The sequence below is a fragment of the Exiguobacterium sp. s122 genome (assembly GCF_018618475.1).
In the GTDB taxonomy this organism is placed as follows: Bacteria; Bacillota; Bacilli; order Exiguobacteriales; family Exiguobacteriaceae; genus Exiguobacterium; species Exiguobacterium himgiriensis.
Genome location: NZ_JACSMD010000001.1, coordinates 39,929 through 56,678 on the forward strand (window position 1 = coordinate 39,929; position 16,750 = coordinate 56,678).

The 16,750-nt window shown below is 52.6% G+C and carries 23 protein-coding genes and 1 riboswitch; of the genes, 19 read left to right on the plus strand and 4 right to left on the minus strand.

Features of this window, described 5'->3' with window-relative positions:
• Positions 1-36: 36 nt before the first annotated feature.
• A complete protein-coding gene (locus tag KNP92_RS00270) occupies positions 37-1,494 on the minus strand; it encodes an aldehyde dehydrogenase family protein (protein WP_214835329.1) in 1,458 nt (485 codons plus the stop codon).
• 170 nt (positions 1,495-1,664) lie between these two features.
• Here KNP92_RS00270 and KNP92_RS00275 point away from each other — a divergent pair, with 170 nt between their 5' ends.
• The 5 genes from KNP92_RS00275 (at position 1,665) to KNP92_RS00295 (ending at position 4,945) form a co-directional block, all read left to right on the plus strand.
• Positions 1,665-2,018 (plus strand): PadR family transcriptional regulator, encoded by a 354-nt coding sequence (locus tag KNP92_RS00275; RefSeq protein ID WP_034816206.1) that lies wholly within the window; start codon positions 1,665-1,667, stop codon positions 2,016-2,018.
• On the plus strand, positions 1,993-2,748 hold the full coding sequence (locus tag KNP92_RS00280) for an HAAS domain-containing protein (protein WP_214835331.1): 756 nt from the start codon (positions 1,993-1,995) through the stop codon (positions 2,746-2,748). Before KNP92_RS00275 ends, KNP92_RS00280 begins: the two co-directional genes overlap by 26 nt.
• Positions 2,748-3,104, plus strand: coding sequence for a hypothetical protein (locus KNP92_RS00285; RefSeq protein WP_214835333.1), 357 nt, complete (start codon positions 2,748-2,750; stop codon positions 3,102-3,104). Before KNP92_RS00280 ends, KNP92_RS00285 begins: the two co-directional genes overlap by 1 nt.
• A gap of 59 nt (positions 3,105-3,163) precedes the next feature.
• Positions 3,164-4,111 (plus strand): alpha/beta hydrolase, encoded by a 948-nt coding sequence (locus tag KNP92_RS00290; RefSeq protein WP_214835335.1) that lies wholly within the window; start codon positions 3,164-3,166, stop codon positions 4,109-4,111.
• A 129-nt stretch (positions 4,112-4,240) separates the two neighbouring features.
• Positions 4,241-4,945: a YjjG family noncanonical pyrimidine nucleotidase gene (locus KNP92_RS00295; RefSeq protein ID WP_214835337.1), complete on the plus strand. Its 705-nt coding sequence runs from the start codon at positions 4,241-4,243 to the stop codon at positions 4,943-4,945.
• Here KNP92_RS00295 and KNP92_RS00300 read toward each other — a convergent pair.
• Positions 4,919-5,365, minus strand: coding sequence for an NUDIX hydrolase (locus tag KNP92_RS00300; RefSeq protein ID WP_214835339.1), 447 nt, complete (start codon positions 5,363-5,365; stop codon positions 4,919-4,921). The genes KNP92_RS00295 and KNP92_RS00300 overlap by 27 nt on opposite strands.
• 54 nt (positions 5,366-5,419) lie before the next feature.
• Between KNP92_RS00300 and KNP92_RS00305 the strand changes: the two genes are divergently transcribed.
• From KNP92_RS00305 to KNP92_RS00315, 3 genes are read left to right on the plus strand one after another with little or no spacing between them, the layout of a single operon-like run.
• Positions 5,420-6,022 (plus strand): pentapeptide repeat-containing protein, encoded by a 603-nt coding sequence (locus KNP92_RS00305; RefSeq protein WP_214835341.1) that lies wholly within the window; start codon positions 5,420-5,422, stop codon positions 6,020-6,022.
• The gene (locus KNP92_RS00310; protein ID WP_214835343.1) at positions 6,019-6,858 is read left to right on the plus strand and encodes an aminoglycoside 6-adenylyltransferase; all 840 of its coding nucleotides are present in this window, start codon (positions 6,019-6,021) and stop codon (positions 6,856-6,858) included. Before KNP92_RS00305 ends, KNP92_RS00310 begins: the two co-directional genes overlap by 4 nt.
• 48 nt (positions 6,859-6,906) lie before the next feature.
• On the plus strand, positions 6,907-7,059 hold the full coding sequence (locus KNP92_RS00315) for a hypothetical protein (protein ID WP_214835345.1): 153 nt from the start codon (positions 6,907-6,909) through the stop codon (positions 7,057-7,059).
• Positions 7,060-7,070: 11 nt separating this feature from the next.
• On the opposite strand, the gene KNP92_RS00320 is transcribed toward KNP92_RS00315, so the two are convergent.
• Positions 7,071-7,466, minus strand: a complete 396-nt coding sequence (locus KNP92_RS00320) for an ion channel (RefSeq protein WP_214835347.1) — start codon at positions 7,464-7,466, stop codon at positions 7,071-7,073.
• Positions 7,467-7,592: 126 nt separating this feature from the next.
• Positions 7,593-7,697: riboswitch (TPP riboswitch) on the plus strand.
• Between the two features lie 76 nt (positions 7,698-7,773).
• Between KNP92_RS00320 and tenA the strand changes: the two genes are divergently transcribed.
• From tenA to KNP92_RS00355, 7 genes are all read left to right on the plus strand, one after another.
• On the plus strand, positions 7,774-8,448 hold the full coding sequence (gene tenA, locus KNP92_RS00325) for a thiaminase II (protein WP_214835349.1): 675 nt from the start codon (positions 7,774-7,776) through the stop codon (positions 8,446-8,448).
• Entirely contained in the window at positions 8,445-9,233 is a 789-nt protein-coding gene (gene thiM, locus KNP92_RS00330; RefSeq protein ID WP_214835351.1) for a hydroxyethylthiazole kinase, read from the plus strand. The genes tenA and thiM overlap by 4 nt, the downstream gene beginning before the upstream one ends.
• Complete coding sequence (gene thiD / locus KNP92_RS00335; protein WP_214835353.1) at positions 9,230-10,072, plus strand: bifunctional hydroxymethylpyrimidine kinase/phosphomethylpyrimidine kinase; 843 nt, start codon at positions 9,230-9,232, stop codon at positions 10,070-10,072. The genes thiM and thiD overlap by 4 nt, the downstream gene beginning before the upstream one ends.
• The gene (gene thiE / locus KNP92_RS00340) at positions 10,041-10,682 is read left to right on the plus strand and encodes a thiamine phosphate synthase (protein ID WP_214835355.1); all 642 of its coding nucleotides are present in this window, start codon (positions 10,041-10,043) and stop codon (positions 10,680-10,682) included. The genes thiD and thiE overlap by 32 nt, the downstream gene beginning before the upstream one ends.
• 23 nt (positions 10,683-10,705) lie before the next feature.
• On the plus strand, positions 10,706-11,338 hold the full coding sequence (locus tag KNP92_RS00345; RefSeq protein WP_214835357.1) for an SDR family oxidoreductase: 633 nt from the start codon (positions 10,706-10,708) through the stop codon (positions 11,336-11,338).
• 123 nt (positions 11,339-11,461) lie between these two features.
• The gene (locus KNP92_RS00350) at positions 11,462-13,027 is read left to right on the plus strand and encodes a GGDEF domain-containing protein (RefSeq protein WP_214835365.1); all 1,566 of its coding nucleotides are present in this window, start codon (positions 11,462-11,464) and stop codon (positions 13,025-13,027) included.
• A gap of 42 nt (positions 13,028-13,069) precedes the next feature.
• On the plus strand, positions 13,070-13,495 hold the full coding sequence (locus KNP92_RS00355; protein WP_251136341.1) for a GNAT family N-acetyltransferase: 426 nt from the start codon (positions 13,070-13,072) through the stop codon (positions 13,493-13,495).
• Here the strand turns inward: KNP92_RS00355 and KNP92_RS00360 are convergent, their stop codons facing one another.
• Positions 13,496-13,942: a DUF4385 domain-containing protein gene (locus KNP92_RS00360; RefSeq protein ID WP_214835367.1), complete on the minus strand. Its 447-nt coding sequence runs from the start codon at positions 13,940-13,942 to the stop codon at positions 13,496-13,498. It lies immediately after the preceding gene.
• 68 nt (positions 13,943-14,010) lie between these two features.
• On the opposite strand from KNP92_RS00360, the gene KNP92_RS00365 reads away from it, so the two are divergent.
• The 4 genes from KNP92_RS00365 to rbsD all read left to right on the plus strand — a co-directional run bounded on the left by KNP92_RS00365 (position 14,011) and on the right by rbsD (position 16,750).
• Positions 14,011-14,409, plus strand: coding sequence for a GNAT family N-acetyltransferase (locus KNP92_RS00365; protein ID WP_214835369.1), 399 nt, complete (start codon positions 14,011-14,013; stop codon positions 14,407-14,409).
• A gap of 90 nt (positions 14,410-14,499) precedes the next feature.
• Positions 14,500-15,483 carry a LacI family DNA-binding transcriptional regulator gene (locus KNP92_RS00370; protein WP_214835371.1) on the plus strand — a complete coding sequence of 328 codons (984 nt, stop codon included), beginning with the start codon at positions 14,500-14,502 and terminating at the stop codon, positions 15,481-15,483.
• Positions 15,480-16,361 carry a ribokinase gene (locus tag KNP92_RS00375; protein ID WP_214835373.1) on the plus strand — a complete coding sequence of 294 codons (882 nt, stop codon included), beginning with the start codon at positions 15,480-15,482 and terminating at the stop codon, positions 16,359-16,361. Before KNP92_RS00370 ends, KNP92_RS00375 begins: the two co-directional genes overlap by 4 nt.
• Positions 16,361-16,750, plus strand: a complete 390-nt coding sequence (gene rbsD, locus KNP92_RS00380; RefSeq protein ID WP_214835381.1) for a D-ribose pyranase — start codon at positions 16,361-16,363, stop codon at positions 16,748-16,750. Before KNP92_RS00375 ends, rbsD begins: the two co-directional genes overlap by 1 nt.

Below are 16,750 nucleotides of genomic sequence, written 5' to 3' on the forward strand. Positions count from 1 at the left end.
CGTGTTGGTCCGTGAACGGATCAACACGCTTTTTGCTTAAGAGAAGAACGGTTTATATTCCCGACGTTCATGCATGACGGAGACCCATTGGAGCGTCGTGAATTCCTCGAGCACCCATTCGCCGTTGAAACGGCCAAGGCCCGAGTCCTTCTCACCGCCGAACGGCAAGTGCGGCTCATCGTTCACCGATTGATCATTGACGTGAATCATGCCGGTCTCGACGTTTCGGGCGAATTCGGTCGCCCGATAAATTGAACCGTGGACGGCACCGCTCAGTCCATACGGGAGCTCGTTCGAGAGTTTCAGCGCCTCGGCATCGTCCTTAAACGAAAGGATGACTGCGACAGGACCGAAAATCTCGTTTTTAGCGAGCGGCATGTCGTTCGTGACACCACTCACGACGGTCGGATCGAGCACGTTGCCGTCCGCTTTACCGCCAGTGTGGAGCGTCGCCCCGGCTTCGACGGTTTGGTCAATCTGATCGAGGATGCGGTCCACTTGGTCGTGATCGATGAGCGGTCCGACTTGGGTATCCGATTCATTCGGATTGCCAAACTTCAAGGCGCGTACGCGCTCAACAAATTTTTCGAGAAACACATCATGAATCGACTCAGCGACGAGAATTCGGTTCGTCGACATACAGATTTGTCCTTGATGATAGAACTTCGAGTAGACGGCTGATTCGACAGCACGGTCGATGTCGGCGTCGTCTAGAACGACGAAGACGTTATTGCCACCGAGTTCGAGCGCTGTTTTCTTCAATTGGCGTCCCGCTTTCTCAGCAATCCCTTTGCCGACTTCAGTCGAGCCGGTGAAAGAAATGAGCTTTGGCACAGGGTGTTCGACGATGGCGTCCCCGATCTCAGAGCCACGACCGACGACGACGTTCAACACGCCTTTCGGAAGACCGGCTTCTTCAAATAAAGAAGCGAAGAGGAGACCACCTGTGACCGGTGTCGCCGTCGCTGGTTTGACGACAACGGTATTGCCTGTCGCGAGCGCGGAGACGATGGAGCGAGCAGCGAGGTGGAACGGGAAGTTCCAAGGGCTGATGACGCCGATGACACCGAGCGGTTTCCGGTAGACGCGGTTTTCCTTGTTCGGGACGATGGATGGCTTAATGAGCCCATCCATCCGGAACGGGAACGTCGCTGCCTCCTTGACGATGGCCATTGTGGCTAGAAATTCACCTTCGGCCTTGATCCGTGTGCTACCTGCTTCTTTGACGAGCCAGTCGATAATGTCTTCTTTATATTGCATCGTTAGTTCGGCGAATTTCTCAATCAACGCGCGTCGATTTTGAGGGAGCACCGTCGCCCATTCGGTTTGTGCTTCCTTTGCAACCGAATAGGCCTTGTCGAGATCGGATTCATCGGCCGAACGAATCGAGAACAACGTCTCGTCCGTGAACGGATTGGTGTTCTCAATCGACTTGTCGCTCGACCCCTCCACCCACTGGCCATCAATGTACATCTTTGTAAAATCGGTATGCATACTCCAACACTCCTTTATGTTTTTGCTTCACCTTAAGAAGTATTCACCTGATTTGAAAAATTAAACCTATCGATGCGAAACTAGCTTGTTTTACAAAATAGTTGCGCTTGGTAGTACCTTCCATTACTATTATGTATAACAAGTTAGTTTGATGAAAGCGAGGTCACGCCATGGCGATGAGTCAGATGTTGAAAGGATTGCTTGAAGGGTGCCTGTTGGCCATCATCGATAAAGGAGAGACGTACGGCTACGAGATGTCGGAGAAGTTGCAGGCGTACGGATTCACGATGGTGAGTGAGGGCAGCATCTATCCGGTGTTATTGCGGATGAAGAAAGACGGCTGGGTCGAGACGATTCAAAAGACACTGCCGTCCGGAGGGCCGAAGCGAAAGTATTACATCTTGACGGAGGCGGGGCAGCAAGAATTGCTCGCCTTCAAACAACGTTGGGCGGAAGTGTCAAGCGGCGTCGACCGCGTACTCGGAGAGGGGAATGAAGATGGAGCTTTCAAAAAAGAGTCGTGATTTTTTGGATGATTTAGCAGTATATCTTATGTCGAGTGGGAAAGCGGAAGAGGAAGTGCACGACGTCGTCGCCGAGCTCAAAGACCACCTCGAGGAAGCGGAACGGGCAGGAAAAAGTGTGGACGATGTCGTCGGCCAAAGTCCGAAAGCCTATATGCAGCATCTCGGGCATGAGATGGCGTTTGATGGGAAAGGCTTTTTCAAAATCATCGCGATGTTGGTTCCGAACGTGTTCGCCTACATCATCATCGGTAACTTCATTCAAGGCGAGATGACGTTCTCGACGGTTCAGCTGATCGGGTTCCCGCTCGTAGCCGTCCTGTTCTTGCTGGCCGCCTCGCAAGCGTTCCGCAATCTGTCCGTCCGTTCGAAAGCAAGTCCATTCAAAAACGGGGCGACGTACATCGCGCTTGCCGTGTTGCCGATGACGCTGTTCCTCGGTCTGATGGTGCTCGACATCTTCGTCGAGACGCCGACAATCGTGTTCGGTTCGACCGGCCAACTCGTCTTGCTCGGACTGGCCGTCGTTACGTTACTCATCGTCTCGGTGTGGACGAAGACGTGGATCAATCTGATTATTCCGCTGCTCTTATTCGGGCCGCAATACGCGTTCGCCAAGACGAGTTTGCCGCTCGAGCAACAACTGATATTCTCGATGTTGATTTTGGTCGTCGGGATGGGAATCTTCTTGTTCGTCTGGTGGAAAAAGAATCAACAGGGGCAAGCCTGATGCTGGGGCGGATTGTCTTCATCATCCTGTTGTGTCTGCCGTGGGGTTTCTTCGTGACAGCATCAGACTTTCTTTTAGGGAATGCGTTCGGGTATGTCGTGATTCCGGCCGTTATGTGGTGGGGAATGTGGGGGTTTGCCCGACGTGGGATGTTCCCGTGGCTCGCATTCGGACTCATCGTATCTTATTTCATTTCCACGGCGATGGTTTGGCGTATCGACGGGGCGTGGGATTACTTCTTTAAGCCTTTCAATCAGTTCATCGTCATGAACATCTGGACGATGGTGTTCGCGATTGGTGTTGGCTTGACGTCCTTTTATTGTTGGGCATTTCGAAAAACGCGCGATTCTGCTTAAGGTCGGACGCGGCTGGGAATAGGCTACTGTACGTCTAAAAGAGAAAGAAGGGATTCCCATTGCCAGTCAATCCGACGATTCAATTTTATTTGAACCAGCTGCAAAATGACTTACCGGCCACGTACGACCGATTGGATCCGCTCGAATTGAGACGACAAGAAGACGCAATGATGACCCGGTTTCAACATAAAGAGCATGTCCTTGACGTGGAGGACAGCATGATTCCGCTTCAAGGACGAGAAATCCCGGCGCGAATTTATCGAATGACCGACCAAACGGCCCCGGTGCTCGTTTACTTTCATGGGGGCGGTTACGTCACGGGTAGCATCGAGACCCACGACGCTGTTTGCCGGACATTTGCCAATGTGGCAAACTGTACCGTCATCTCAATCGGTTATCGGCTCGCACCAGAGCATAAATTTCCTGCCGCAGTCGAGGATGCATACGACGCACTCGATTGGGTCGCGGCACATGCCGAGACCCTTCGCATCGACCCAGACCGAATCGCCGTTGGCGGGGACAGTGCCGGCGGGACGCTTGCAACGGTCAGTGCGCTCATTGCGATTGAACGAGGCGGGCCAAATGTGTTGCATCAACTGTTGCTTTACCCGGCCACCGGCACGGAAGAAAATATTCCGCTCTCCTTAATCGAGTATGCGAACGGCTACTTGCTTGATGAACAGCTGATTCGCTGGTTCCAACATCAATATTTCATTGAAGAGGAGCAATTGACACACCCGTACGCTGCGCCGATTTTTTCACCGTTTCTCGGGCAATTGCCGTCGACGACATTACTGACGGCGGAATATGATCCACTTCGCGACGTTGGCCGAGCGTACGCGAACAAATTAATCAGTCTCGGTGTCCCTGTCACGTATAGTAACTACACGGGGTTGATTCATGGATTTGCCAATTACTATTATTACGTCCCTGAGGCAAAGCGTGCCGTGAAAGAGGCGGGACGCTCGCTTAAAGACGCATTCGATTATAAAAAAAATCGCCCGTGAGGCGAATGTGAGCGACGAGCCAAAGCGACAAGCTATTGGTTCGTCTTTTATGTTTTGCTGATAACCCACTCTTTTTGAACTTGCCGGTGTCTTCCTGTACATTAGAGGCAGAGAGGGGTAATACACATTATGAAACGATATGATGCGATTTTATTTGATGTCGACGATACGTTACTCGACTTTAAACAGAGCGAGCACGTCGCCTTAGAGCAGTTGCTCGCTGCCCACAACGTGCAAATGACGGATGCGTTGAAACAACAATACGTGACAATTAACAACGGATTATGGCGCGCGTTCGAGCGCGGTGAAGTCGGGCGAGACGACGTCTTGATGGGCCGGCACACACAACTGTTCGATACGCTCGGCATTGCCATCGATGCCCATGAAGTCGAACAGCGCTATCGCGATCATCTGCACGCCGGGGTGCACATCATTGACGGGGCGCTCGAACTCGTCCAAACGCTCAGCGAGCAGTATCCGCTCTATATCGTCACGAACGGGGTGACAGAGACCCAGTTCAAGCGGCTTGAGGCATCCGGGTTATTGCCGTATTTCCAAGACGTGTTCGTCTCGGACGCGACCGGGTCGCAAAAGCCGATGAAACCGTTCTTCGACTATGTGTTCGACCGCGTGCCGAACGTAACGCCGGAACGTGGACTCATCGTTGGTGACTCGTTGACGGCGGATATCGCCGGGGGACGTATGTATGGACTCGACACGTGCTGGTACAATCCGCACGAGATAGCCGCAACGGTGGAGACGACGTATGAGATTCAAGACTTGCACGAATTGAAATCCATTTTATCGTCAACGGTCGATAAAGTGGGGCGGTAATGACTGCGGTAGCGCATAAAGCGTCTCTGGGAACAGTTTCAACTCACGGAGCGCCTCAAGCGGCTGCCAACGATAGATGAGGTGATCGCCTTCCGGTCCGTGAAAGTCTCCGCGCCGGAGCGGAAGGTCCCCCGATACATAAAAAAAGAGGCCAATCTCATGAACCGTCCGCTCGAGATACGTGAAAAAATTCTCGGAGACGAATGCGAACGTCGTGCCCGTCACTGCGGCGTTCAGTTCTTCCTGGAGCTCCCGCGTCAAGGCGAGCTCGGCTTCTTCGCCGATGCCGACGCGGCCGCCCGGTAACGCCCAAAAGTCATCGTTCACGTTCCGGTGAACGAGTAAATGCCCGTCTTGTACCCAAATGCCGGCGACACGATAATTGAACGTTCCGTGTTCGGTCGGAAATACGATATCCATCTTCATCACTCCCATTCTTTTACTATTTTCCAGTATACGCCAAGGAGGCAGGTTATGTTTCAATCAAACGAAAGATATGAAGGATTAGATTTTCGCGATGAGACACTCCGTGACGTCCAGCTCACCAAGACGACGTTCGAAAATTGTCGGTTCACGTATATCGATGCGACCGAGTTGGAGACCGAGCAGTGTCGATTCATTAACTGTGATTTCACCGATTCAAAGTGGAACGCCTCACGGCATAGCGGGAGCTCGTTTTTGAACTGCACGTTCACCGGAGCGAACCTGTTCTTATCGGAGTTCGACCAATGCAAGATGACAGGCTCTTCGTTTGAAGGTTGTGCGTTCGATGGGACGATCGTCCGAGGCGGGGACTGGTCGTTCGTCAATATGCGGCACGCACCACTTCGCAAGATGGATTGGTCCGGCGTCCGATTGATCGAGGCGGATTTATACGGTGCGGACTTGAAAGAATCGTGCTGGACGAACGCCGTGTTGTCACGTGCCGTGTTGCAGCATGCCGATTGTACAGGCGCTGATTTCGCCTCGGCCGAGATGGACGGTGTCGATTTCTCAGACGTTATTTTGAAACAAGCGACGATTGACGTCATGCAGGCGGTTCAAATCGCCCGCTCACTCGGAGCGAACGTCGTATGACCAATGAGCAAGTGCTCGAACAGTTGTGTGAGTTCATGAACCGAGACGATAACGTCCGGGTCCTCGTTTTAAACGGGTCGCTCGCCAATCCGAACGTGGATCGGGATGATTATCAAGATGTCGATGTCTCTTGCTTTGTACGGGATATGTATGCTTTTCTTCGCGATTCGTCCTGGATTGACCATTTTGGCGTGGTGCTCCTCCAACAACGTCCGGATGAGGTACAAGAACACACTTCGTACAATCGTTATGCGTATCTGGTTCAATACGAGGCTGGCCACCGCATCGATTTGACCGTTCGTCCGCTTTGTGATCTCGAGACGGCGTTACGAGCGGACTCACTCAGTCTCGTCCTTCTCGACAAAGACGAAATCGCCGGTCAGCCCATCTCGTCCGATGAGACGTATCGCGTCAAGCGGCCGAATTCATTTGACTATGAGCAATGTTGGAATGAATTTTGGTGGGTCTCGCTTTATGTCATAAAAGGATTACGTCGGAAACAGATACTCTATGCGCTTGACCATCTGACGATTATGCGGAGTATGTGGAAGCAAATGATGGCATGGAACGTCGGATTTGCGACAGACTTCACGGTGAATATCGGTAAATCAGGTGACGGGCTTCATCATTACGTCCAATCTGAGGAATGGGAAGCCTATTTACAGAGCTATAAGGCTCACGATACGGTGTCAATTGAAGCGGCATTCCAAACGATGACACATCACTTTGAACAAGTGAGTCGTCGCGTAGCGATTTGCGCTGGGTTCGACGATCGCGCAGAGGAAGTCCAGCAATTACGTGCTGCGTATTCTACCCTTTGGTATTCAAACGATTAAGTTTTCACGTAGTCGGGAAATCCCCCAATATAGAAGGGGGAATGACGCTTGAATCCGTATACCACGTTTATCGCGCTCCTAGTCGGGAGCCTGCTTTTATTTGTCGGTCTTCGAACAAAAAAATGGCCGATTATTGTGATCGCCATGTTTCCACTCGGACTCGTCGCATTTAACATGTATTTACTTATTACCGGACGCTAGAAGGCTGCTTATCAGTCTTCTTTTTTGTACATAGATTTCATGAAAAATGCGGTTGGAAGCAAAACACCGATGGCCGCCTCGATCAGAGCAAAGATGCGTGCTGGACCAATCGGAAGCATATCGCCAAACCCAATCGATAACAGGGTAACCCCGCTGAAGTAAAGTAAATTTTGCCACGTCGGTTCGACGACCGTCATCGATTCTAATGACGTTACAAGGACAATACCATCGCGCGATAAAGCATAATAAATGACGGCGAATCCGATCATGATGACGCATAAACTGACAAACAAATGACTGAAGAAACGCCCGTCGAACCCGGTCTGACGATGTGTTTTGTGCCGTAAAAATGTCACAACGTTTAATGCAATAAAGCAGAGTGCCACCGTTAGTAAAATGGTATTCATCTTCTCACCCCTTTCAACAAACTGTTTCCTCGATCAGGTGCCTCAAACAGAGAGAATGGGATGAAACGGTTTGATTTTAGTGTGATTCTTGGTATGATGTGTCCGAAGACGACCGAATTTCATAATGTTTGCCACTAGGGGAGTCGCATGACGCGGCTGAGATGGACGAGGTCCAGACCCTTTGAACCTGATCTAGTTCACGCTAGCGGAGGGAAGTGGGCGAAACGACTCTTCTCACGCTGTATGTCCGACGCCGCTTCCGTTATGGGAGGCGGCGTTTTTTCATACTAAAAAGGAGGAGTTCAACATGACGTTCACCCAACAAATCCGACAAGAGGCGGATGCCTTATTCCAAGCGAGTTTTGACCACCCGTTCGTCCGAGCACTTGGCGAAGGGACGCTCGACGAAGCGAAATTCCGCCATTATGTGATGCAAGACTCGTATTATTTGAACCAATTTTCAAAAGTACAGGCGAGAGGCGCGATCGTCGCGCCTGACATGGAACTGTCGAGCCGATTTTTAACCCATGCCCTTCACACGATTGAGGCGGAACACGCGTTACATCGTGAGTTTTTCACGATGCTTGACGTGACCGAGGAAGAGCGACGAGCGTTTGAGCCGGCACCAACCGCCTACGCGTACGCCATGCATATGCAACAAGCCGGACCGACACTCGGGGACGTGCTCGCGGCGATTTTACCGTGCTACTGGGTATACTACGAAATCGGCGAACGGTTGAAAGATGCAAAACCGGACCACCCGATTTATACGGCTTGGATTGCGACGTATGGGTCAGAATGGTTCCGTGAACTCGTTGAAGAACAGATTGAACGGCTCGATGTCTTGGCCGAGCAAGCGACAGAAACCGAACGCAAACGTTATCGCCAATCGTTCTTGAAGAGCTGTTATTACGAAGTGGCGTTTTGGCAGATGGCTTGGACGCTTGAGACGTGGGCTGTTCCGGTGGAGGTGAACCGATGAAACGTGATTTGTGGGATAACGTTCGGGTCGAGCGACCGCTCGTCCATAACATTACGAACATCGTCGTCGCGAACTTTTCGGCAAACGGATTGCTCGCGATTGGAGCATCGCCGGTCATGGCATCAGCCATCGAAGAAGTGGCGGAAATGGCGACGGTGAGCGATGCGCTCGTATTAAACATCGGTACGCTCGATGCGACGACGGAAGCGACGATGATTCGGGCGGGGCAAGCCGCGAACGAGTCGGGTCGTCCCATCGTCTTCGACCCGGTCGGTGTCGGCGCGACATCATTTCGGCGTCAAGTAGCGACTGCGATCCTCGATCAGGTGCAGGTGACGGTCATCCGGGGGAACGCCGGTGAGATTGCGACATTGATTGACCGAACGGCCCACACGCGTGGGGTCGATGCTGGAGAAGCGTTGCATGACGTGACAGACGTCGCGCGCGAGGCGGCTAAACGATATCACTGTGTCGTCGCCGTGACCGGGGAGACGGACGTCGTCAGCGACGGGGACGTGACGATTGAAATCAAAGGGGGAACCGAAACGATGACGCGGACGACCGGGACCGGCTGTCTACTCAGTGCGATCGTCGGTGCGTTTCTTGCGGTCGAGGCTGACGCGATGACCGCGACGTCGACGGCACTTGCCGGGTACGCCCGCTGTGGGGAGCTCGCGACAATGCGTGCTGATGGCCCTGGCGATTTTCCGGCTCATTTTTTGAACGAGCTTGGGAAGATGACCGCAATCGAACTACCGAGCGACCGAATCGAGGTGGTATCATGAAGCGCGCACAAGTGTTGACGATCGCCGGTTCCGATTCAGGCGGAGGCGCCGGCATTCAAGCTGATTTGAAGACGTTTCAAGAACTCGGTGTATTCGGGACGAGCGTCTTGACGGCAGTCACGGCTCAAAATACACGTGGCGTGCATGGCGTCGAAGCAGTCTCGCTAAATTTGCTCGCACAACAACTCGATGCGATCGGTGCTGACTTTTCAATCGAGGCATGCAAGACCGGGATGTTATTCGATGCGAGTCGCATCGAGGCCGTCGCGTCTGCAGTGAAGCGGCATGCGTTCAAACAGCTCGTCGTCGACCCGGTCATGATCGCAAAAGGTGGCGCATCATTACTTCAAGATGCAGCTGTTGATGCACTCAAGACGTCCTTGTTACCGCTCGCGACCGTCGTTACGCCAAACGTGCCGGAAGCGGAAGTACTGACAGGACTGACAATCCGCTCATCCCGAGATCGTTTTGAAGCGGCAGAGCGCATCTTGTCGCTCGGTGCGAAAGTCGTCGTCCTAAAAGGAGGACACCTTGAAGGCGAACGTGCGGAAGACCTCGTCTTGACGGCGTCAGAAGCGTTTCTCGTCTCGGCACCGCGCATCCAGACGCAAGACACGCACGGCACTGGGTGCACGTTCTCGGCGGCGCTCACGGCCGAGCTCGCTAAAGGTCGTCCAATGATCGAGGCGACCGTGACAGCAAAACGGTTCATTCAAAGTGCGATTGCCCATGGCCTTGAGATCGGTTCAGGGCATGGACCGACGAACCATTGGGCGTACGGGATGCACGGAGAGGAGGCTGTGACGATTGAAACAATCACGACAAGCCGAGCTCGCTGAACAATTAGAACTTTACTTTATCTGTGGGACAACGAATACGAAAGACATCTTCCGAACGGTCGAGACAGCATTGCAATGTGGTGTCACATGTTTTCAATTTCGCGAAAAAGGAAATGAGGCACTGTATGGAGATCAAAAAGAAGCGGTGGCTCGGACGTTACTTCAACTCTGTCGTGCGTACGGCGTACCGTTTATCGTAAACGATGATGTTGAGTTAGCATTGAAGCTTGATGCAGACGGGGTGCATGTCGGACAAGAAGATGTGTCAGCTCATCGCGTCAGGCAGATGATTGGGGCAGATAAATGGCTAGGTGTTTCCGTCCACTCGCTCGAAGAAACAGCGACGGCAATAGCGCATGCGGACTATGTCGGCATCGGTCCCGTCTTTCCGACGAACTCAAAAGTGGACGCCGGGGAAGTGAACGGCACGACGCTCATTCGGCAAGTGCGGGCAACGTATCCGGAACTCCCGATCGTAGGGATTGGGGGCATTCGGCCTGAACATGTCGAGTTGATTCGACATGACGGGGCAGACGGGGTCGCCATCATCTCGGCCATCGCTTCGGCGCCGGACGTGGCAGCAGCCACACGACGTTTCAAGTGTCTCTGAATTCGATTCGAGGAGGAAGACAAATGAACGTATTTGTAATTGGTGCGAACGGACAAATTGGAAAACAGCTCGTTCAACGCTTACACGAAGAGGGCAAGCATAACGTGACGGCGATGGTACGAAAAGACGAACAACTGGAGAAATTTAAACAGGACGGCTATCGGGCTGTGCTCGGGGACCTCGAAGGCGATGTTGCGAATCTGGCGGACGCCATCGATGGTGCCGACGTCGTCGTATTTGCAGCGGGTTCTGGCGGACATACAGGAGCTGATAAGACGCTCTTGATCGATTTAGACGGGGCGGCGAAAAGCATCGAGGCCGCGAAGCAACAAGGGGTGAAACAGTTCGTCATGGTGAGTGCATTGAAGGCGGAAGATCGCGCGGCATGGCCGGATAAGATGAAACCGTATTACGTAGCGAAGCATCATGCGGACCGTATACTCGAAGAAAGCGGGCTCGCATACACGATTGTCCGTCCAGGGGCATTGACAGACGATGCCGGCACCGGGAAAGTGCAGGCGGGGGACGTGTCGACTGGCGAAATCCCACGTGCTGATGTGGCTGCCTTCCTCGCCCATGTGATTGGACGCGATACGGCCTACAATAAAGCGATTGACCTCGTCAAAGGCGATACGGCAATCGAAGACACGTTATAACGAGTCGAGACGAGCGGATCACTTCCGCTCGCCTTTTTATGTGCGTGCATCGACTCGATAAAGGAAACGATGCATCCGATAGAGAAAGTAGAGACGTATCTGTCTTGAGAAAGGGGTCCATCCATGACCGCACTGTTTACGTATATGGTCGTTTATTTGCTACCGGCCTTCTTGCTCAGCCATCTCGCACTAGATGTGTTGCTTCGAAATCCGAGACAAGTCGAACATCGGCTCCTCAGTCTGTTCGTCTTCGGTTATGCGATGTTATTCTTGGCAGAGTTCAGCCGTCATTTGTCGCCGATCGAACTCAGTCCGGCTTTTGTGACATATTGGTTCGGGAACGCCGGGATTTTGATTTTTGTGTGCTCGGTCCACTTTATCTTTAACGTGACCGGTGTCGGAGCCAGGCTTCCGAAATGGCTCTATCCGTATGTCCTCTATTTACCACTCATCCCGGTCGCATTGACGTTCATCCGCCAAGAAAACATCATTAACAGCCAACGGTTCGACCAAGTCGGGATTTGGATTTATCCTGAGTTCAACGCTTCTTACCTGATTACGATGACGATGGGGAACATCTTCCATTTTCTCGTCGTCCTTTTGCTCGTCTATGCGCTTAAACGGGCAGAGCGGGTCGAGCACCAGCGCGTGCTACGCATGCTCATTTGGACAGCGCTCGCCGTCCTCGTTTGGGACATCGTGTTCGGCTATTTCCAGTTCCGTGGAACGATGCCGCCTTACGGGTATATGTATGGAGGACTCGTCTGGGTGATTGCGCTCGTCGTGGCGATGAATCGACTCGACTTCTTGGCGTCTTATGCGAAACGGTTCGGGACGCTCTACAATTTGAACCCGTCTGCGATTTTGCTCGTCGATGACAACGGACGAATCGAGAGCGCCAACCCGGCCGCTCGAACGTTGTTCCACACGGTACGAGTTGTCAATGAACGCTTCGTCGACTTGTTACCAGAGAAAAAACGAGAAGAATGGTGTCACCATTACCGTCAACATTTTCAGGCCCAAAAGAAGTTTCTCGAGTTTGAGACGAAGATTCAGACAAAGACGGGGCAAGAACGCTACGTCGTCATCGATGGCGACTTCGTCTATATCGACCAAAAAGTCCATGGCATGATTCTCATTCGAGACGTGCATTCGTTTAAAGAGGCCGAACAGACGATTCGCTTCTTCGCCTATCACGATCCGCTCACAAAACTCGCCAATCGCCGAGCATTCTACGAGCAAGCCGATCAAGCCTTGCTTCAAGCGGACACCCTTGCCCTCATCATTCTCGATTTGGACGGGTTCAAAGGCATCAACGATACGTACGGTCACCAAGTTGGCGACGAGTTCCTCATTCATCTTGGGACGTTGCTCGACTCGATCACACCGGACAGTGGCCTCGCCTCCCGGGTCGGCGGTGACGAGTTCTACATCTTTTTAACAGAGATGGATGAGTCGAGTCACCTTGATTTCGTCCATCAATTACAAGAGACGCTCGCCTTAAACCCGTTCTCACTCGGCGGAAAGACGATTCCGATTCGGGCAAGCATCGGTGTCAGCCTCTCTCCCGGACAAGGAACCGACCTCGATACGCTCATTCATAAAGCCGATCAAGCGATGTATCAAATCAAGCAAGACGGCAAAAACGACTACGCGATTTACGATGAAATGCTCCATGGACCGAAATAAAAATGAAGAATGGGAGAAGCGAACGACATGAAGTGTGACCCGATGACAGAACAAAACGCCCGTGCGATTCAGTCGTGGACGTACGAGGCACCGTATGATTTCTATAATCAAACTCCGTCACAATCAGGACTCGAAGAACTGATGCATTATCAGGCTGTCCATGAAGCAGGTGAGCTGATTGGCTTTTATTGCCTCGGTGTGTACGCTCAAGTCCCGAACGATACATACAAATACGATGATGTGCATCTTGACCTTGGTCTTGGCATGCGCCCAGATTTGACGGGACAGGGGCGAGGCGGTAACTTCCTTGAGCTGGTACTTTCTGAGGCGAAGCGGAGCGGGAAGCCTGTCCGATTGACCGTCGCGTCGTTCAATGAGCGAGCGGTTCGACTGTACGAACGCGTCGGCTTCCGGCAAGTGGCATCGTTTCAAAAAGGGGCGACCGAGTTTCTCGTCATGGTCAACTAATTATCCGTATTGACGTTGATGCGCCTTTTTTCGCTTCAAATAGTCCTCATCGGCTCGGATTTGATCCCAGCGTTCTTTAAAGATGCGGGCCGATTCGGCTTTTTCTTCATCAATGTCACGCTCGTGGATGTCACCGTCCGCCTTATATTTGCGTCCGCCTTTATAGTTGGCATAGCGACGCGCCCGTGTGTAACCCATTTGAATGAACTTACGGGCCATGTCCATACCGACAAAGTCATCATTCTTACGATAGGCTTCAAACAGCTCCATAATTTCATCCGCCGACTGTGTGGCGATGTCCGGCGTCTTGAAGCGCCAATGCGGCAAAATTTCACTCTTATACGGTTCGACGAGTAGCACCCCTTGCTCCCCGCGGCCAACACGGTACAGTTCAGGCTGTTCCCGGAAATTGATTGAGTCAAAATCTAAATCATAATCAAACGGCATCGTCATCCCTCCTCTAATCCATTCATTCCCTGATCGAGAAGGAGAAAAACGATGGGAAGGAGTCTAGCATGATTCAACTTGAGACAGAACGTTTACGGCTTCGCGCCTTTTTACTCGATGACGCGGAGATGATGTATCCTTATGCGAAAGACGACCGGGTCGGCCCGAGCGCGGGATGGGCACCGCATCAATCGCTTGAGGAGACGCGCGACGTCATCCGTATGTTCCAAGCCGACCAAGACGTCTGGGCCATGTTGCGTCACGGGTTCATCGACCTTGGACTCGAACGGATTTGGTGCGGGCATTTCGATTTCAACGCACAGTCGCGACGTGTCGTCGAGAAGTGCGGATTCACCTATTCATTCACGACGACGCAACAGTTGACGCGGCTAGACGGGCGCACGGTAACGAGTCTCGTCTATGTCATCACACGAGAAACATACATGAACCGCTTGGCTCCACAGTGAGTCAGGCGGATTTTTTAAAAATAAAGCTTGATATGTAACCGGTTACACATTATGATGTGTTTGTAAGCGTTACCAAAAGGAGGTTTTGAGTTGGCAACAATTAAACAAGTGGCGAAACGAGCGAACGTCTCCGTCGCAACGGTGTCCCGTGTGATGAACAAGAACGGATACGTGAGCGCCGAAGCCCGAGAAGCCGTCGAGCAGGCCATCGCTGACCTCAATTACGCACCGAACCGTGTGGCACGGTCTTTATTTACAAAGACGTCCGGGTTAATCGGGTTGATCATGCCTGACATCACGAATCCGTTCTTCCCGCAACTGGCACGGGCGATTGAAGATGTCGCCAATCAGCATGGGTATCAAGTCGTCCTATGCAATACGGACGAGCAACTCGAGAAAGAGCAGGGCTATCTCGTCGCCTTACAGACGATGCATGTGGACGGCTTAATTATTACGACGAATCATTCGGATAATCCAAACTATGAAAAGCTCGACTTGCCGATGGTCGCTCTTGACCGAATCGTGAAATCAGGCATCGATGCGGTCATCTCGGACGGGTATGAAGGGGGGCGCCTCGCGGCCGACACACTCATCGCCTCCGGCGCGACGCGTCTCGCCCATATCGCTGGCCCAGAGCAATTACAGACCGTGAAGCGGCGTACCGAGGGCTTCGTTGACGTGGCAGGAGATCGCCTCATCGGGATGACCCATTCGAACTTCACGTTCAAAGAAGCGCTCACGGCCGCGCAAACGTTATTTGACGCACACTGGCCGTTTGATGGCTTGTTCGCAGCGAACGATGTCATCGCCGCCGCCGTGCTTCAAGAAGCGGTCCGCCGTCACGTACGCGTGCCAGAAGACTTACAGGTGATTGGGTATGACGGCATTGAGCTCGGCGAAATGACGTCACCGCCACTGACGACGATTGCGCAACCGATTTATGAGATGGGACGTCTCGCGACAGAGCGGCTGATCGATTTGATTGAAAAACGAGACACAGAGACAAAAGAGATGTTGTTGCCGGTTACGTTGACGGAACGGCAAACGACGAGAGGGAAGGGGTCAGGCAGATGAGCCGGATTGTAGTAATTGGGAGTATCTCGATGGATTTGGTCGTCACGACAGATAAACGTCCACGCGCCGGAGAGACGGTGATTGGGAACACGTTCCAAACCGTACCCGGCGGAAAAGGAGCCAATCAAGCGGTCGCTGCCGCTAAATTAGGCGGGGCGGTCGAGATGGCCGGATGTATCGGCATTGATGCGTTCGGAACGAGCATCCGCCAAAATTTTGAGACGCATCAAGTTGGCACACGTCATCTACAGACAGTAGAAGATGTGACTGGGACGGCACACATCGTTCTCGCCGAAGGCGACAATTCGATTGTCGTCGTTCAATCAGCCAACAAACACGTACGCTTCACAGACGGTGAACTCGACGCATTACTCGACGAGGACACACTCGTCTTGCTGCAACTCGAGATTCCACTTGAGACGGTCGAACACGTGGGGGCCTACTGTCGAAAACGAAACATTCCGGTTTTGTTGAACCCGGCCCCGTCTCAACCGCTCACTGAAGAATTGCTCGACAACGTGACGTACGTGACGCCAAACGAACATGAATGCCGTGATTTGTTCGGGGACGTGCCGATCGAGGATGTGTTGCGTCGGTTCCCGAACAAGTTGATTGTCACCGAAGGCGTGCGGGGAATCCGTTTCTATGACGGGGACGTGATTCAACAGATTCCTGCCATCAAAGCAAACGTCGTCGATACGACAGGAGCGGGCGATACGTTCAACGGCGCGCTCGCGGTCGGTCTCGTTGAAGGCCATACGTTACTCGAGGCGGCACGATTCGCGGTTGTCGCGTCTGGGATGAGCGTTGAAGGGTTTGGGGCCCAGGGCGGCATGCCGACGCGAGAAGAAGTCATGATGCGATTGGAGCGAGTGTAATGAAAAAACATGGGATCTTGAATAGTCATTTGACGAAAGTGTTTGCTGACCTTGGTCATACCGATAAAATCGTCATCGCCGACTGCGGTCTACCCATCCCGAACGGGGTCGAACGTGTCGATTTGGCACTTCGTCTCGGGGAGCCGTCATTCCTTGACGTCTTGGACGCAGTTGAATCGGACATGGTCATCGAGCAGATCACGATTGCCGACGAAGTGTTCACCGAAAATGAACCGATTGCGAAAGCGTTGACCGAACGATTCGAGACGGTGAAGACCTGTTCGCACGAAGCGTTCAAACGGGAAGTTGAAACGGCGAAAGTTGTCATCCGGACAGGAGAGGCGACACCTTACGCGAACGTCATCTTGCATGCTGGCGTCATATTTTAA

What these genes read in the sequence shown, in the direction of transcription:
- KNP92_RS00270 (WP_214835329.1), bottom strand. Translation starts at nt 1,494, where the DNA reads ATGCATACCGATTTTACAAAGATGTACATTGATGGCCAGTGGGTGGAG.
- KNP92_RS00275 (WP_034816206.1), top strand. Translation starts at nt 1,665, where the DNA reads ATGGCGATGAGTCAGATGTTGAAAGGATTGCTTGAAGGGTGCCTGTTG.
- KNP92_RS00280 (WP_214835331.1), top strand. Translation starts at nt 1,993, where the DNA reads ATGGAGCTTTCAAAAAAGAGTCGTGATTTTTTGGATGATTTAGCAGTA.
- KNP92_RS00285 (WP_214835333.1), top strand. Translation starts at nt 2,748, where the DNA reads ATGCTGGGGCGGATTGTCTTCATCATCCTGTTGTGTCTGCCGTGGGGT.
- KNP92_RS00295 (WP_214835337.1), top strand. Translation starts at nt 4,241, where the DNA reads ATGAAACGATATGATGCGATTTTATTTGATGTCGACGATACGTTACTC.
- KNP92_RS00300 (WP_214835339.1), bottom strand. Translation starts at nt 5,365, where the DNA reads ATGGATATCGTATTTCCGACCGAACACGGAACGTTCAATTATCGTGTC.
- KNP92_RS00305 (WP_214835341.1), top strand. Translation starts at nt 5,420, where the DNA reads ATGTTTCAATCAAACGAAAGATATGAAGGATTAGATTTTCGCGATGAG.
- KNP92_RS00310 (WP_214835343.1), top strand. Translation starts at nt 6,019, where the DNA reads ATGACCAATGAGCAAGTGCTCGAACAGTTGTGTGAGTTCATGAACCGA.
- KNP92_RS00320 (WP_214835347.1), bottom strand. Translation starts at nt 7,466, where the DNA reads ATGAATACCATTTTACTAACGGTGGCACTCTGCTTTATTGCATTAAAC.
- tenA (WP_214835349.1), top strand. Translation starts at nt 7,774, where the DNA reads ATGACGTTCACCCAACAAATCCGACAAGAGGCGGATGCCTTATTCCAA.
- thiM (WP_214835351.1), top strand. Translation starts at nt 8,445, where the DNA reads ATGAAACGTGATTTGTGGGATAACGTTCGGGTCGAGCGACCGCTCGTC.
- thiD (WP_214835353.1), top strand. Translation starts at nt 9,230, where the DNA reads ATGAAGCGCGCACAAGTGTTGACGATCGCCGGTTCCGATTCAGGCGGA.
- KNP92_RS00345 (WP_214835357.1), top strand. Translation starts at nt 10,706, where the DNA reads ATGAACGTATTTGTAATTGGTGCGAACGGACAAATTGGAAAACAGCTC.
- KNP92_RS00350 (WP_214835365.1), top strand. Translation starts at nt 11,462, where the DNA reads ATGACCGCACTGTTTACGTATATGGTCGTTTATTTGCTACCGGCCTTC.
- KNP92_RS00355 (WP_251136341.1), top strand. Translation starts at nt 13,070, where the DNA reads ATGACAGAACAAAACGCCCGTGCGATTCAGTCGTGGACGTACGAGGCA.
- KNP92_RS00360 (WP_214835367.1), bottom strand. Translation starts at nt 13,942, where the DNA reads ATGCCGTTTGATTATGATTTAGATTTTGACTCAATCAATTTCCGGGAA.
- KNP92_RS00365 (WP_214835369.1), top strand. Translation starts at nt 14,011, where the DNA reads ATGATTCAACTTGAGACAGAACGTTTACGGCTTCGCGCCTTTTTACTC.
- KNP92_RS00375 (WP_214835373.1), top strand. Translation starts at nt 15,480, where the DNA reads ATGAGCCGGATTGTAGTAATTGGGAGTATCTCGATGGATTTGGTCGTC.
- rbsD (WP_214835381.1), top strand. Translation starts at nt 16,361, where the DNA reads ATGAAAAAACATGGGATCTTGAATAGTCATTTGACGAAAGTGTTTGCT.